General features: G+C 72.2%; 14 protein-coding genes and 1 tRNA gene. 13 read left to right on the top strand and 2 right to left on the bottom strand.

The features are described 5' to 3' along the window. Nucleotides 1-44 precede the first annotated feature (44 nt). From NYE39_RS07385 to NYE39_RS07360, 6 genes are all read left to right on the top strand, one after another. Entirely contained in the window at nt 45-1160 is a 1116-nt protein-coding gene (locus tag NYE39_RS07385; protein ID WP_318843247.1) for a GNAT family N-acetyltransferase, read from the top strand. A gap of 109 nt (nt 1161-1269) precedes the next feature. After that, on the top strand, nt 1270-2550 hold the full coding sequence (gene eno, locus NYE39_RS07380; RefSeq protein ID WP_072625352.1) for a phosphopyruvate hydratase: 1281 nt from the start codon (nt 1270-1272) through the stop codon (nt 2548-2550). A 160-nt stretch (nt 2551-2710) separates the two neighbouring features. After that, entirely contained in the window at nt 2711-3094 is a 384-nt protein-coding gene (locus NYE39_RS07375; protein ID WP_072625351.1) for an FtsB family cell division protein, read from the top strand. Continuing rightward, entirely contained in the window at nt 3091-3627 is a 537-nt protein-coding gene (locus NYE39_RS07370) for a DUF501 domain-containing protein (RefSeq protein ID WP_072625350.1), read from the top strand. The genes NYE39_RS07375 and NYE39_RS07370 overlap by 4 nt, the downstream gene beginning before the upstream one ends. Then, nucleotides 3624-4625 (top strand): Ppx/GppA phosphatase family protein, encoded by a 1002-nt coding sequence (locus NYE39_RS07365; RefSeq protein ID WP_072625349.1) that lies wholly within the window; start codon nt 3624-3626, stop codon nt 4623-4625. The genes NYE39_RS07370 and NYE39_RS07365 overlap by 4 nt, the downstream gene beginning before the upstream one ends. A 78-nt stretch (nt 4626-4703) precedes the next feature. Continuing rightward, the gene (locus NYE39_RS07360; protein ID WP_125932855.1) at nt 4704-5318 is read left to right on the top strand and encodes a hypothetical protein; all 615 of its coding nucleotides are present in this window, start codon (nt 4704-4706) and stop codon (nt 5316-5318) included. A gap of 4 nt (nt 5319-5322) precedes the next feature. On the opposite strand, the gene NYE39_RS07355 is transcribed toward NYE39_RS07360, so the two are convergent. After that, nucleotides 5323-5399, bottom strand: a tRNA-Leu gene (locus NYE39_RS07355). A 103-nt stretch (nt 5400-5502) separates the two neighbouring features. Between NYE39_RS07355 and NYE39_RS07350 the strand changes: the two genes are divergently transcribed. From NYE39_RS07350 to NYE39_RS07330, 5 genes are all read left to right on the top strand, one after another. After that, on the top strand, nt 5503-6267 hold the full coding sequence (locus tag NYE39_RS07350; protein ID WP_341012281.1) for a siderophore-interacting protein: 765 nt from the start codon (nt 5503-5505) through the stop codon (nt 6265-6267). A gap of 57 nt (nt 6268-6324) precedes the next feature. Next, entirely contained in the window at nt 6325-7707 is a 1383-nt protein-coding gene (locus NYE39_RS07345) for a cystathionine beta-synthase (protein ID WP_341012280.1), read from the top strand. Nucleotides 7708-7709: 2 nt separating this feature from the next. Beyond that, the gene (locus NYE39_RS07340; RefSeq protein ID WP_341012279.1) at nt 7710-8891 is read left to right on the top strand and encodes a cystathionine gamma-synthase; all 1182 of its coding nucleotides are present in this window, start codon (nt 7710-7712) and stop codon (nt 8889-8891) included. Between the two features lie 169 nt (nt 8892-9060). Continuing rightward, nucleotides 9061-10038, top strand: coding sequence for a Bax inhibitor-1/YccA family protein (locus tag NYE39_RS07335; protein ID WP_341012278.1), 978 nt, complete (start codon nt 9061-9063; stop codon nt 10036-10038). Further along, nucleotides 10035-10292, top strand: a complete 258-nt coding sequence (locus tag NYE39_RS07330) for a hypothetical protein (RefSeq protein ID WP_341012277.1) — start codon at nt 10035-10037, stop codon at nt 10290-10292. The genes NYE39_RS07335 and NYE39_RS07330 overlap by 4 nt, the downstream gene beginning before the upstream one ends. A gap of 186 nt (nt 10293-10478) precedes the next feature. Here NYE39_RS07330 and NYE39_RS07325 read toward each other — a convergent pair whose 3' ends face one another. Beyond that, a complete protein-coding gene (locus NYE39_RS07325; RefSeq protein ID WP_072625342.1) occupies nt 10479-11474 on the bottom strand; it encodes an SGNH/GDSL hydrolase family protein in 996 nt (331 codons plus the stop codon). Between the two features lie 131 nt (nt 11475-11605). Here NYE39_RS07325 and NYE39_RS07320 point away from each other — a divergent pair, with 131 nt between their 5' ends. Together NYE39_RS07320 and NYE39_RS07315 are read left to right on the top strand one after the other, a co-directional pair. Beyond that, nucleotides 11606-13618: an NADPH-dependent 2,4-dienoyl-CoA reductase gene (locus NYE39_RS07320; RefSeq protein ID WP_072625341.1), complete on the top strand. Its 2013-nt coding sequence runs from the start codon at nt 11606-11608 to the stop codon at nt 13616-13618. A 1-nt stretch (nt 13619) separates the two neighbouring features. Beyond that, entirely contained in the window at nt 13620-14075 is a 456-nt protein-coding gene (locus NYE39_RS07315) for a hypothetical protein (protein WP_083546163.1), read from the top strand. Nucleotides 14076-14079: the final 4 nt, after the last annotated feature.

Genomic DNA, 14079 nt, shown 5'->3' with positions numbered 1-14079 from the left:
TGAGGTCGTGCGCACCTCCTCCGCATTTCCATAGGGTCGTGCGCATGGACCAGCGGATCAGCTTCGTCACGCTCGCCGTCGCCGACCTCGCGGCGAGCCGCCGCTTCTACCTCGACGGGCTCGGCTGGCGGGCCGAGCTCGACGTGCCGGGCGAGGTCCTGATGATCCGCGTCGGCGAGCACCTGATCCTCTCGCTGTGGGACGCCACCGAGTTCGAAGGGGAGGTCGGCCCCCTGCGTCGTGGGGAGGGTCTCGCGCCGATCACCTTGGCGCACAACGTCGCCCGGGCCGACGACGTCGACGCGATCCTCGAGCTGGCGCGCAGGGCGGGCTCGCCCGACGTCGCCCCGGCGCAGCAGCGCGACTGGGGTGGGTACACGGGCTACTTCGCCGACCCCGACGGCTTCCGCTGGGAGATCGCGGTCAACCCCGGGCCGATCGGTCAGACCGTGCTGCCGCCCGCCTCCCGCGACGAGGTGCGGCTGACCCCCTTCGCCCAGCCGATCGGGCCCGCGGTCGAGGGCTGGGCCTCGCAACCGCGACCCGACCTGCCGGTGACCACCGGTCGCTGGTGCACCGTCGAGCCGCTCGCGCCCGAGCACGCCGACGAGCTGGCGTCCGAGGTCGCCGGCCCCGACCACGACGCCCTGTGGACCTATCTCCCGGTGGAGCGCCCCGACGACGTCGGCGCCTACGTCGCCGGCCGGCTCGCCGGCGAGACCGTCGAGGTGCTCGTCCGCGACGGCGACGGGGTCGCCTGCGGACTGGTGAGCCTCATGCGCATCGACCGGACCCACGGCGTCGTCGAGATCGGCAACGTCGTGCTCGGCCCGCGGCTGCAGCGCACGACCGCCGCGACCGAGGCGATGTCGCTGCTCGCGCGGCACGTCTTCGACCTCGGCTACCGGCGCCTCGAGTGGAAGTGCGACAGCCTCAACGCCCCCTCCCGCCGGGCTGCCGGGCGGCTCGGCTTCGCCTACGAGGGCACCTTCCGTCGGCACGTCGTGACGAAGGGGAGGTCCCGCGACACCGCGTGGTTCGCCATGACCGTCGACGACTGGCCGCGGGTGCGGGCAGCGCATGACGCCTGGCTGGACCCGGCCAACTTCGTCGGCGGGGTCCAGCAGCGGCGGCTGGCGGACCTGCTCGCGGCCGGCTGACCTTCTTCGCCCCGGTTCATGGGGTGGGTCGCAGCGCGAAGCACCGTGGCCGAGCCGTTACGCTCGTGGCGACCGTCCCCGTGTATCGAGCACCACCAAGGAGCCGGCAGTGGCCAGCATCGAAGCAATTGGCGCCCGCGAGATCCTCGACTCCCGCGGCAACCCGACCGTCGAGGTCGAGGTCGCCCTCGACGACGGCACCATCGCCCGCGCCGCGGTGCCGAGCGGTGCGTCGACCGGCGCCTTCGAGGCCGTCGAGCGCCGCGACGGCGACAAGGATCGCTACCTGGGCAAGGGCGTCGAGGACGCCGTCCGCGCGATCGAGGACGACCTGACCCCGCGTCTCGTCGGCTTCGACGCCAGCGAGCAGCGCCTCGTCGACGGCGAGATGCTCGCCATTGACGGCACCGACAACAAGGGCGCGATCGGCGCCAACGCGATCCTCGGCGTCTCGCTCGCCGTGGCCAAGGCCGCTGCCGAGTCCGCCGGCCTGCCGCTCTTCCGCTACGTCGGCGGCCCCAACGCCCACGTCCTGCCCGTGCCGATGATGAACATCCTCAACGGCGGCTCCCACGCGGACTCCAATGTCGACATCCAGGAGTTCATGATCGCTCCGATCGGTGCGCCCTCCTTCCGCGAGGCGCTGCGCTGGGGCACCGAGGTCTACCACTCGCTCAAGGCCGTGCTCAAGGACAAGGGCCTGTCGACCGGCCTCGGCGACGAGGGCGGCTTCGCCCCCAACCTCGACAGCAATCGCGAGGCGCTCGACCTGATCATCACCGCGATCCAGCAGGCCGGCTACGAGCCCGGCACCCAGATCGCGCTCGCGCTCGACGTCGCCGCCAGCGAGTTCTGCGACAACGGCACCTACACCTTCGAGGGCCAGCAGAAGACCGCCCAGGACATGGCGGCCTACTACGGCGAGCTCGTCGACGCCTACCCGCTCGTGTCCATCGAGGACCCGCTCGACGAGGACGACTGGGCCGGCTGGCAGGAGCTCACCGCGCAGCTCGGCGACAAGGTCCAGCTCGTCGGTGACGACCTCTTCGTCACCAACCCCGAGCGTCTGGCCCGCGGCGTCCAGGACGGCGCGGCCAACGCGCTCCTGGTCAAGGTCAACCAGATCGGCTCGCTCACCGAGACGATGGACGCCGTCGCCCTGGCCACCCGCAGCGGCTACACCTCGATGATGAGCCACCGCTCCGGCGAGACCGAGGACGTGACCATCGCCGACCTCGCCGTCGCGACCAACTGCGGCCAGATCAAGACCGGCGCCCCGGCCCGCTCCGAGCGCGTCGCCAAGTACAACCAGCTCCTGCGCATCGAGGAGGAGCTCGACGACGCCGCGGTCTACGCCGGCGCGGGCGCCTTCCCGCGCTTCAAGGGCTGAGCGCCGTCATGGCTCGCACGCCGCGCCGCCGCCCCGCACGCTCCGGCGTGCCGGGCGCGGCCCGGCGACCCAGCACGACCCGGCCGGCCGGCCGGGGAGCGCCCGACCCCGGACCCGCTCGGGCCCCACGACCCGCGAGGCCCAGCAGCGCCGCGCCGTGATGACCACCCGGCGCTGGGTCGTGCTCGGCTCGCTCATGCTGCTGCTGGGCGTCATGCTCGTGCCGACCGGCAAGTCCTGGTACGACCAGCGTCAGCGTCTCGGCGAGCTCAACGAGCAGGTCGCCGCGCAGGAGGCCAATGTCGAGGACCTCGAGCGCCAGCGCGACCTGTGGGGGACCGAAGAGTACGTCGAGGCCCAGGCCCGCAAGCGGCTGAAGTTCGTCAAGCCGGGGGAGCGGACCTACACGGTCATCGACCCCGAGGCCGACAGCCCCGAGGTCGACCCCGAGACCGGTGCGGTCACCGCCCCGGCCACACAGCCCTGGTACGAGCAGGTCGCCTCGTCCGTGGCGGCGGCCGACGACCCCACCTCGGCGCAGTGAGCCGCGACGACCTGGGCAACGACCTCGACCGCGTCGACCCGCAGGACCTCGAGACCGTCCACCGCCAGCTCGGCCGCCCGGCGCGCGCCACCGCGGAGGTCGCCCACCGCTGCCCGTGCGGCGGCCCGACGGTGCTGCGCACCGAGCCGCGCCTGCCGGGCGGCACTCCCTTCCCCACGACCTACTACGCGACCTGCCCCCGCCTCACCGGCCCGATCTCGACGCTCGAGTCGAGCGGGCTCATGACGCAGATGTCGCAGCGTCTGCTCGAGGACGAGGACCTCGCCGCGCGCTACCGGGCGGCCCACGAGGACTACCTCGCCCGGCGCGCGGAGCTCGGCGACGTCCCCGAGATCGACGGCATCTCGGCCGGCGGCATGCCGACCCGCGTCAAGTGCCTGCACGTGCTCGTCGCCCACTCACTGGCCGCCGGCCCCGGGGTCAACCCCCTGGGTGACGAGGCCCTCGACCTGCTGCCCGAGTGGTGGCACGCCAGCCCGTGCGTCAGCGCGGACGAAGGGAGCGACGCATGAGGGTCGCAGCGATCGACTGTGGCACCAACTCCATCCGCCTGCTCATCGCCGATGCCGCGGAGTCCACGCCCGAGGACGAGGCGGCGACGCCCGTGCTCACCGAGGTGCTGCGCCGTACCGAGGTCGTGCGCCTCGGCCAGGGCGTCGACCGGACCGGCAGGCTCGACCCGGCGGCTCTCGAGCGCACTCTCGGCATGTGCCGCGAGTACGCGCAGCAGTGCCGGGAGCACGGCGTGCCCGCGGGCAGGGTGCGCTTCGTCGCCACCTCGGCGTCGCGCGACGCGAGCAATGCCGACGAGTTCGTGGCGGGTGTCCGCGAGGCCTTCGGCGACCTCGACGTCGCTCCCGAGGTCGTGACCGGGGCCGAGGAGGCCGCGCTGAGCTTCGCCGGCGCGACCGCGGGGCTGGCCGACGCGGGCTTCGACGGGCCCTACCTCGTCGCCGACATCGGCGGCGGCTCGACCGAGATCATCCGCGGCACGCACGAGGTCATCGCCGGCACCTCGCTCGACATCGGCTGCGTGCGCCTCACCGAGCGGCACCACCGCACCGACCCGCCGACCCAAGAGGTCATCGACGCGGCGCGCTACGACATCGCCGAGGCGCTCGACGCGGCCGAGGCCGAGGTCGGTCTGGGGGGCGTCACGACGGTCGTCGGCCTCGCCGGGTCGGTGACGACCGTCGCCGCCCTGGCTCTCGGCCTGACCTCCTACGACCGCGAGGCGATCCACCTGGCGCGCATCCCGATCGAGGAGATGATGATCGCCTGCGAGCGGCTCATCCTCAGCACCCGCGCCGAGCGAGCGGCCCAGCCCTTCATGCACCCGGGGCGCGTCGACGTCATCGGCGCCGGAGCCCTCATCTGGTGGGAGGTGCTCGAGCGGGCCCGCGGCGCCAACGGCCCCGACCTCGTCGTCACCGTCTCAGAGCACGACATCCTCGACGGCATCGCGCAGTCGGTCGTGCGGCCCGTCGTCGTCGAGGAAGAGACCGCCTGACGGCACCGCCCCGACCGGTGCGTAGGTCGCCCGTCGCGCGGAGCCTTGCCTGACGGGGGGCCGGACTGCCCTTGGTCCATGAGGCGCAATCTCGGTGCATGGGGGCTCGCTGTCGTCCTGCTGACGGCGTGCGGGACCACGACTGCTGCTGAGCCGAGCGACGCGCCCTGCGGTGCTCCCACCTCCACGCAGGCCGCGCCGTCCGGGGAGGAGATCCTCGAGGTGGATGTGGACGAGCGTGTCGTCGCCGACACCCTCGACGACCTCGCGGGGGAGTCCGAGATCGTCGTGCTCGGGCGCGTCCTGCGGGCGCAGGACGCCGAGCTCGTCGCCGACAGCGAGGACGGCAAGAGGGTCCAGATGGAGCACCTGACGATCGAGGTCCAGTCCGTCCTCGACGGGGACGAAGACCTCGCGAGCTCCGGAGAGGTGACGGTGCGGCAGGCGGGTCGTGACCACGGGCGGGTCCCGAGGACCAACGGGCTGCTCCCGGCACAGGCGGGTCAGTGCGCCGTCCTGTTCCTCGACAAAACCTCCCGCGAGCGGGTTCTCACGATCACCTCGACCCAGGGCCAGTTCGTCGTCGACGACGAGGGGCAGTTGCACGGGGCCGACGCGCACGGGCCCGGCGCAGAGGTGGTCCGCAAGATCGAGGGGATGACGGTTGAGGAGCTGCGAGCGGCCCTCGGGTAAGGGGTGCGGGCGGTGGGATTCGAACCCACACGTTCGACAGGAATTTTAAGTTCCCCGGCTCGCCAGTTGGCCTACGCCCGCCTGTATCGCTGCCCCGGTGCCGGGCGGTCCCGGTCGTGGCAGCCCGGACAGCGTAGCGGTACCCCGTGACCGCCCCCCGTTGTGGTAAGGGTAGCCTCAGTTCATGGCTTCTCCTGATCGTCCCGTTCGCCCACCTCGCCCCCAGCACGAGCTGACCGTCGTCTCCGCCGAGCGCGTCGGACCGCACCTCGTGCGCGTCGTCCTCACCGGCGACTCGCTGGCGGACTTCGGCGCGGCCGAGCACACCGATGCCTACGTCAAGTTGCGCTTCACCGATGCCGACGGCGACCCGATCACCCGCACCTACACCGTGCGTGCGGTCGACCGCGAGGCGCGCCTGCTGACCATCGACTTCGTGACGCACGGCGACGTCGGCTACGCCGGTCCCTGGGCCCAGCAGGCGAAGGGGGGCGACCGCATCGTCCTCATGGGGCCGGGCAGCGGCTACGCCCCCGACCCGGACGCCGGCTGGCACCTGCTCGCCGGTGACCTCTCAGCCGTGCCGGCCATCGCGGCCTCGCTCGAGGCGATGCCTGCCGACGCGAGCGGCGTCGCCCTGCTCGAGGTGGAGGACCGGGGTGACGTCATCCCCCTTCGCGCTCCGGAGCACGTCGACGTGCAGTGGCTCGTCAACCCGGCCACGGACGACGTCGACTTCTTGGCCCGCGCGGTCGACGGCGTCGAGTGGCGCGACGGGGTCCAGGTCTTCGCCCACGGGGAGCGCGAGTCGATCAGGGCGGTGCGCCGCGTGCTCAAGCAGCGGGGCGTGCCCCGCGAGGCGATCTCCATCTCGGGCTACTGGGCACGCGGTCGCACGGAGGACGCCTTCCAGGCGGAGAAGCGCACCCCGGTCGGGCAGATCGACTGATCGGCGGGGGCGGGGAGCGCGGTGTCGGCCGCTGGTGATCCGTGCCACGATGCGGACATGCAGATCGCAGACAACATCTCCGACCTGATCGGCAACACCCCGCTGGTCAGGCTCTCCTCCGTCGCCCCCGAGGGGTCCGGGCTCGTCGCCGCCAAGGTCGAGTACCTCAACCCCGGCGGCAGCATCAAGGACCGCATCGCCCGCAAGCTCATCGACGCGGCCGAGGCCTCCGGCGAGCTCAAGCCCGGCGGGACCATCGTCGAGCCGACCTCCGGCAACACCGGCGTGGGGCTGGCGCTTGTCGCGCAGGAGCGCGGCTACCGCTGCATCTTCGTCTGCCCCGACAAGGTCGGCAAGGACAAGATCGACGTGCTGCGTGCCTACGGCGCCGAGGTGCAGATCGTGCCGACCTCCGTCGCGCCTGACCACCCCGACAGCTACTACTCGGTGAGTGACCGGCTGACGGCGGAGATCGAGGGGGCGTGGAAGCCCAACCAGTTCTTCAACCTCAATGGCCCGCAGGCGCACTACGAGAGCACCGGTCCGGAGATCTGGGAGCAGACCGACGGTCAGATCACGCACCTCGTCGCCGGCATCGGCACCGGCGGCACGATCACCGGCACCGGCCGCTACCTCAAGGAGATCAGCGAGGGCCGCGTCAAGATCATCGGCGCCGACCCCGAGGGCTCGGTCTACTCCGGCGGCACCGGCCGTCCCTACCTCGTCGAGGGCGTCGGCGAGGACATGTGGCCCGGGGCCTACGACCCCGAGGTGCCCGACGAGGTCATCGCGGTCGACGACGCCGAGGCCTTCGCCATGACCCGCCGCCTGGCCCGCAAGGAGGGCCTGCTCGTCGGTGGCTCCAGCGGCATGGCGGTCGTCGCCGCGCTGCGCGTCGCCGAGCGCGAGGGCCCCGACGCCACGATCGTCGTCCTGCTGCCCGACGGCGGCCGCGGCTACCTCGCCAAGATCTTCGACGACGACTGGATGGCCTCCTACGGCTTCCTGCCCGGCGACGAAGGGAGTGACGCCACCGTCGGCGAGGTGCTGCGTGGCAAGGGCGGCGAGCTGCCCGACCTCGTCCACACCCACCCCAACGAGACGATCCGCGAGGCCATCGACATCCTGCGCGAGTACGGCGTCTCGCAGATGCCCGTCGTCGGTGCCGAGCCGCCGGTCGTCATCGGCGAGGTCGCCGGGGCGGTCACCGAGCGCGAGCTGCTCACGGCCGTCTTCGAGGGGCACGCCTCGCTCGCCGACCCGGTGAGCGCGCACATGGGCGCCAAGCTGCCGCAGATCGGTGCCGCCGAGCCCGTCTCGGCCGCGACCGAGGCGCTCGAGCAGGCCGACGCGCTGCTCGTCGTCGAGGGCGGCAAGCCCCTCGGCGTCATCACCCGGCAGGACCTGCTGGGCCACCTGTCCCACCGAGTGAAGGGCTGACCATGTCCGAGCGCAAGAGCGCGGCCGACGCGCACGCGACCCAGGGGTTCGCCACCCGCGCGATCCACGCCGGCTACGAGCCCGACCCGCTGACCGGCGCGGTCAACGTCCCGATCTACGCCAGCTCGACCTTCGCCCAGGACGGCGTCGGCGGCATGCGCGGTGGCTTCGAGTACGCCCGCACCGGCAACCCGACCCGCCAGGCCCTCGAGGCCAATGCCGCGTCCATCGAGTCCGGCAGCTTCGGTCGTGCCTTCGCCTCCGGCATGGCGGCGACCGACGCGATCCTGCGGGCCTCCCTTCGTCCGGGGGACCACCTCGTCATCCCCGACGACGCCTACGGCGGCACCTTCCGGCTCATCGACAAGGTCTTCTCCCAGTGGGGGATCGAGCACACGCCGGCGCCGGTCGGTGACGTCGACGCGATCCGCGCGGCGATGCGCCCGACGACCAAGCTCGTGTGGCTCGAGACGCCGACCAACCCGCTGCTCAACATCGGCGACATCGAGGCCGTCGCCGAGGTCGCCCACGCGGGCGGGGCACGACTGGTCGTCGACAACACCTTCGCCAGCCCCTACCTGCAGCAGCCGCTCACGCGGGGCGCCGACGTGGTGCTCCACTCGAGCACCAAGTACCTCGGCGGCCACAGCGACGTCGTCGGTGGCCTGCTCGTCACCGACGACGAGCAGATCGATGCCGACGTCGCCTTCCTGCAGAACGGCTCCGGAGGCGTCCCCGGGCCCTTCGACGCCTACCTGACGATGCGCGGGATCAAGACGCTCGGCGTGCGGATGGACCGGCACTGCGACAACGCAGAGGCGGTCGTCGACCTGCTCGCGGGCCGCTCGGAGATCTCCTCGATCCTCTACCCGGGGCTGCCCGAGCACCCGGGCCACGAGGTCGCCGCCCGCCAGATGTCCCGCTTCGGCGGCATGATCTCGGTGCGCATGGCCGGTGGGCGTGAGGCCGCGCAGCAGCTGTGTGCGCGGACCGAGATCTTCACCCTCGCCGAGTCGCTCGGCGGCATCGAGTCGCTCATCGAGCACCCGGGGGCGATGACCCACGCGTCGACCGCAGGCTCGATGCTCGAGGTGCCCGACGACCTGGTGCGCCTGTCGGTCGGCATCGAGGACGTCTCCGACCTGCTCGCCGACCTCGAGCAGGCCCTCGACGGGCTGGGCTGACCTCTCCACGCGCGACGGCGGCCGGTCGGGACCCTCGGGCCCGGCCGGCCGTCTGCTTGCGATCCGGCAACGGCCTGTGGATCCCGGGAACACCAGCCTCATGTCGACCGCTTAGTCTGGTGACACCTCTGCGGCCGACGTGCCGTGCCAGCCCCATCAGGAGCAGACGATGAGCAACCCGATCCTCGGCCGGGTCGAGCAGGACGCCCAGCGCGGCTACGCCGGCTTCCGTGACACGGGGCAGGCGCCCCAGCACCAGTACGGCCAGCAGCAGTACGGCCAGCAGGCCTACGGCAACCAGGGCTACGCGCCCCAGCAGGGCCAGCCCTACGGCCAGCCCCAGCAGTACGGCCAGCCGCAGCAGTACGGCCAGCCCTACGGTCAGCCCCAGCCGGGCTACGGCCAGCCCGGGCCCGCCGGTGGCTACGGCGGCGGTGGCGGCGACAACCGGCCGATCACCCTCGACGACGTCCTCCTGCGCACCGGCGCGCTCTTCGCCGTGCTGCTCGCCGTCTCGGCGGTCGGCTGGACCCTGTCGGCGATGGTCCCGGCGGTCGGCAGCCTGATGATGATGGTCGGCCTCGTGGGCACCATCGGCATGAGCCTGTTCATGATGTTCCGCCGCAAGCCGGTCGGCGTCGTCGTCGCGGTCCTCTACGCCGTCCTCGAGGGCGCCTTCGTCGGGCCGATCAGCGGCTTCTACCACCAGATCTACGACCCGGTCGGCTCGAGCGTCTTCGAGTCCATCGTCACCCAGGCGATCCTCGCGACGCTCTGCGTCTTCGGCGCGATGCTCGTCCTCTACCGCACGGGTGTCATCAAGGTGACGCAGAAGTTCCGCGCCATCGTCAGCATGATGGTCCTGGGCTACTTCGTCTTCTCGATGATCAACCTCGGCTACATGATCTTCTTCGACGGCTCGCCCTTCGGCTTCGGTGGCACGGGCTGGCTCGGCATCGGCATCTCGGTCTTCGGCACCGGTCTGGCCGCGGTCACCCTGGCGCTCGACTTCGACAACATCGAGACGGCGATCCGCACCCAGGCGCCGGTCAGCTACGGCTGGCACCTGGCGATCGGACTCCTCGTCACCCTCGTCTGGCTCTACCTCGAGCTGCTGCGCCTGCTGGCCCGGCTCCGCTCGGATTGATCCCCGACGACGTCGCGACCGAGCTCGGCCGCGTGGTCCGCAGGTGGCAGCAGCTGCCGCTGGACCGCGCGGCCGAGCGCGTTGCGGGCGTGCAGGACCTGATGGCCGACCTCGCGGGCGAACCCCTGCCCGACCTCGGGCCGGCCGTGGTCATGGACCAGCTGCGGGTGGTCGTCTTCGACGCCTGCCGGGCCGAAGGGGAGTCCCCGCACCTCGCGCAGCGGCTCGCCTCCCTTCGCCTCACCTGGGCCTGACCCGCGCCCACATGTCCGCATTGCCCTACGGCAATGCGGACACCAGTGGCCGGGCCTGCGCATTGCCCTACGGCAATGCGGAGATCAGCAGCCTGGCTTACGCATTGCCCTACGGCAATGCAGACACCACGGGCCCGCCTGCGCATTTCCTTGAGGAAATGCGGACGTCGGGGGCCGCGGGCGGGCTCAGACGTCGGTGACCTCGTGCTCGCCGCGGCGGCGCAGCATCGCCCAGGGGCCGCGGGGGCCGTGGCTGCGGCCGCGCAGCTCGGCGGGGCCGACCTCGGTACCGGGGGAGGAGGCCGCCCGCTCGGCGGCGTCGTCGAGGGCGCCGATGCCCTCTCCGCGCGCCGCCTCGGGCTCGGAGTCGCGGGTGGCGCCCTCGGGCCACGCGTCGACCTCGGCGGCCACCGACGGCAGCAGCGCCGACGCGACCCGCGCGTAGCCCGCGGCGGAGGGGTGGAACCGGTCCTGGCTGAACATGATCGACGGGCTGGCGGCGAACTCGGGCCCGAGCAGGTCACCCATCGACACCGTGCGCGCCCCGGCCTCGACCGCCGCAACGGTCTGTGCTGCGGCCAGCTCGCGGCTCCACTGCCGCAGCAGCTTGTTGAGCGGGAAGGGGACCGGCTCGACCGTGCCGAGGTCGGGGCAGGTGCCCACGACGACCGGGACGCCGAGCGTGCGCAGGTAGCGCACGGTGCGCTGCAGGTGCTGGACCGAGACCGAGCGGTCGATGCGGTGGGTGACGTCGTTGGCGCCGATGAGGATGACCGCGACATCGGGCTGGTCGATGCGCTCGAGCGCCTTGGACAGCTGGGAGCTCAGGTCGGAGGACTCGGCCCCGACGACGGCCTCGTTGGTCAGCTCTACCGGGCGGCCCATGATCGCGGCGAGCCCGGTCGCGAGGATCGCGCCGATGGTCTGGAAGCGGTTGTCCGCGCCCATGCCCGCGGCGGTCGAGTCGCCGAGGACGAGCAGCTGCACGGGCTCGCCAGGAGCGGCGCCGTAGACCCCGTCGTCGTCGGGCGCCCCGTCGAAGGGGTTGCCGACGATCTTGCGGGTGATCTTGGCCTCGGCCTGGATGAGCCCGTAGCCGAGACCGGCCAGCGTGGCGCCGGCGGCGGCGGTGCCGGCAGCACCCAGCGCGGCCTTGCCGACGATGCGTCCCAGCTCTGCCATGACTCTCCTCGTGTCCCCGGTCGTGGGCCCAACTGTGTCATCCCGTGGTGACAAAGCCAACGAGCGGTGCGACACCCCCTTCGTCATGGGTACCGTCGGCTCGACGCACGTCACTCGCACGAAGGACCACGATGACCGAGTACCCCACGCTCTTCTCGCCGCTCGACCTGGGCTTCACGACCCTGCGCAACCGCACGATCATGGGTTCGATGCACACCGGCCTCGAGGACCGGGCGAGCAACTTCGAGCGGCTCGCGGCCTTCTACGCGGAGCGGGCGAAGGGGGGAGCCGGCCTCATCGTCACCGGCGGCTTCGCCCCCAACATCGAGGGCAGCTTCTACCCCTTCGCCTCGAAGCTCACCACCCGCCGCGAGGCGCGCCACCACCAGCAGGTCACCGACGCGGTCCACCGCGAGGGCGGCAAGATCGCGCTGCAGATCCTGCACGCCGGCCGCTACGCCTACCACCCCTACTCGGTCTCGGCCTCGTCCGGGAAGTCTCCGATCACCCCCTTCGCCGCTCGGGGCCTGAGCGAGAAGGGAGTTCGCCGCCAGATCCGGGCCTTCGCCCGCGCGGCCGAGCTCGCCCGCTCCGCCGGCTACGACGGCGTCGAGGTCATGGGCTCCGAGGGCTACTTCATCAACCAGTTCCTCGCCCCGCGGACCAACAAGCGCACCGACGGCTGGGGCGGCACGCCCGCCAACCGGCGCCGCATCGCCACCGAGATCGTCCGCGCCGTGCGGGCCGCGGTGGGGGAGGACTTCATCGTCGTCTACCGGCTGTCGATCCTCGACCTCGTCGACGGCGGCCAGACGTGGGAGGAGATCCTCGCCCTGGCCACCGAGATCGAGGCGGCCGGCGCGACGATCCTCTCGACCGGCATCGGCTGGCACGAGGCGCGGGTGCCGACGATCGTCACCTCGGTGCCGCGGATGGCCTTCACCGACGTCGCCGAGCGGCTGCGCCCGCACGTCGACATCCCGGTCGTCACGAGCAACCGGATCAACATGCCCGACCAGGCCGAGCAGGTCCTCGCCGCCGGTCAGGCCGACCTCGTGCAGATGGCGCGCCCGTGGCTCGCCGACCCGGCGTGGGGCACCAAGGCGCAGGCCGGGCGGAGCGAGGCGATCAACACCTGCATCGCCTGCAACCAGGCCTGCCTCGACCACACCTTCCAGCGCAAGGTCGCCAGCTGCCTGGTCAACCCGCGCGCCGGCCACGAGACCGAGCTCGTCCTGTCACCGACGGCCCGTCGCAAGCGGGTTGCGGTCGTCGGTGGCGGCCCGGCGGGTCTGTCGGCCGCCGTCTCTGCTGCCGAGCGCGGCCACGACGTGGATCTCTTCGAGGCCGGCGACGACATCGGCGGTCAGTTCGCGCTCGCCATGCGCATCCCGGGCAAGGAGGAGTTCGCCGAGACGATCCGCTACTTCCGCGGTGAGCTCGAGCGCCGCGACGTGACCGTGCACCTCGGCACTCGGGTCGGCGCCGACGACCTCGCGGACTTCGACGAGGTGGTCCTCGCCACCGGCGTGACCCCGCGGGTCCCCGAGATCGAGGGCATCGACCACCCGATGGTCGTCACCTATCCCGAGGCCGTCCTGGGCACCCGCAACATCGGCGAGCGGGTCGCGGTCATCGGCGCCGGCGGCATCGGTGTCGACGTCACCGAGCTGCTCACCACCGTCGAGTCGCCGACGCTCGACCTCAAGGAGTGGCAGGACGAGTGGGGCGTCGACCCCCTCTCGGTCGACCGTGGCGGGCTCAAGGAGGCCCACCCGGCCCCCTCGCCGCGCACCGTCTACCTCGTGCAGCGCAAGGAGACCAAGATCGGCGCCGGCCTCGGCAAGACGACGGGCTGGGTCCACCGCGCGGCGATCAAGGCCAAGGGTGTCCACCAGATCACCGGCGCCGCCTACGAGCGCATCGACGACGCGGGCCTGCACATCACCGTCGACGGCGCGCCCCGTCTGCTCGAGGTCGACAACGTCGTCGTGTGCACCGGCCAGGAGTCGGTCCGTGACCTCGTCGACCCGCTCCGGGCGAAGGGCGTCACCGTGCACGTCATCGGTGGCGCCGACGTCGCCGCCGAGCTCGACGCCAAGCGAGCGATCCGGCAGGGCACCGAGCTGGCCGCGAGCCTGTGAGATGCGGCTCCTCGGCCTGCTCCTCGCCGCACTCCTCGCGTTGGCCGGGTGCGGATGGGGCAGCGAGCCCGAGCCGCCCGCCGAACCGACCAAGAGGGTCGACGAACGCGGGACGCGCACCGACCTCGACCCGCTGACCACCCGCTTCCCCGACCTCGGTGACCCCGTGTCGGCGACGTGGCAGTCCGGCACCCTCGGCGACGACCGGACCGCGCCCGGCCCCGCAACCTACTGGATCGACGCCGTGGTCACGGTCGAGCCGGAAGTAGCCGACTCCCTTCGCGCGCAGCCGTCGTCAGACATTGGCCGGGACATGGACCTCGTCGATGCCGTGGCCGACGAGGTCGGCGACGGCAGCTTCGCCCCGGTGGCCGTCGTCGGTCCCGACATGTGGCAGGTCGACGCCTGGGTCGCCGCCGACCGTGACGTCGTGGTCGTCTGCGCCCGCGGGGGGTGAGTCG

The organism is Janibacter sp. FSL W8-0316, from assembly GCF_038004165.1.
Lineage (GTDB): Bacteria > Actinomycetota > Actinomycetes > Actinomycetales > Dermatophilaceae > Janibacter > Janibacter indicus.
The sequence above is the reverse complement of the archived record's forward strand: the minus strand, read 5'-3'. Positions and strand labels throughout refer to the sequence as shown.

Bases quoted from the DNA above. Each gene is read 5' to 3' on its own strand.
- NYE39_RS07315 (WP_083546163.1), top strand. From the start codon at position 13,620: ATGCGGCTCCTCGGCCTGCTCCTCGCCGCACTCCTCGCGTTGGCCGGG.
- NYE39_RS07345 (WP_341012280.1), top strand. From the start codon at position 6,325: ATGCAGATCGCAGACAACATCTCCGACCTGATCGGCAACACCCCGCTG.
- NYE39_RS07325 (WP_072625342.1), bottom strand. From the start codon at position 11,474: ATGGCAGAGCTGGGACGCATCGTCGGCAAGGCCGCGCTGGGTGCTGCC.
- NYE39_RS07360 (WP_125932855.1), top strand. From the start codon at position 4,704: ATGAGGCGCAATCTCGGTGCATGGGGGCTCGCTGTCGTCCTGCTGACG.
- NYE39_RS07320 (WP_072625341.1), top strand. From the start codon at position 11,606: ATGACCGAGTACCCCACGCTCTTCTCGCCGCTCGACCTGGGCTTCACG.
- NYE39_RS07340 (WP_341012279.1), top strand. From the start codon at position 7,710: ATGTCCGAGCGCAAGAGCGCGGCCGACGCGCACGCGACCCAGGGGTTC.
- NYE39_RS07365 (WP_072625349.1), top strand. From the start codon at position 3,624: ATGAGGGTCGCAGCGATCGACTGTGGCACCAACTCCATCCGCCTGCTC.
- NYE39_RS07385 (WP_318843247.1), top strand. From the start codon at position 45: ATGGACCAGCGGATCAGCTTCGTCACGCTCGCCGTCGCCGACCTCGCG.
- NYE39_RS07335 (WP_341012278.1), top strand. From the start codon at position 9,061: ATGAGCAACCCGATCCTCGGCCGGGTCGAGCAGGACGCCCAGCGCGGC.
- NYE39_RS07375 (WP_072625351.1), top strand. From the start codon at position 2,711: ATGACCACCCGGCGCTGGGTCGTGCTCGGCTCGCTCATGCTGCTGCTG.
- NYE39_RS07350 (WP_341012281.1), top strand. From the start codon at position 5,503: ATGGCTTCTCCTGATCGTCCCGTTCGCCCACCTCGCCCCCAGCACGAG.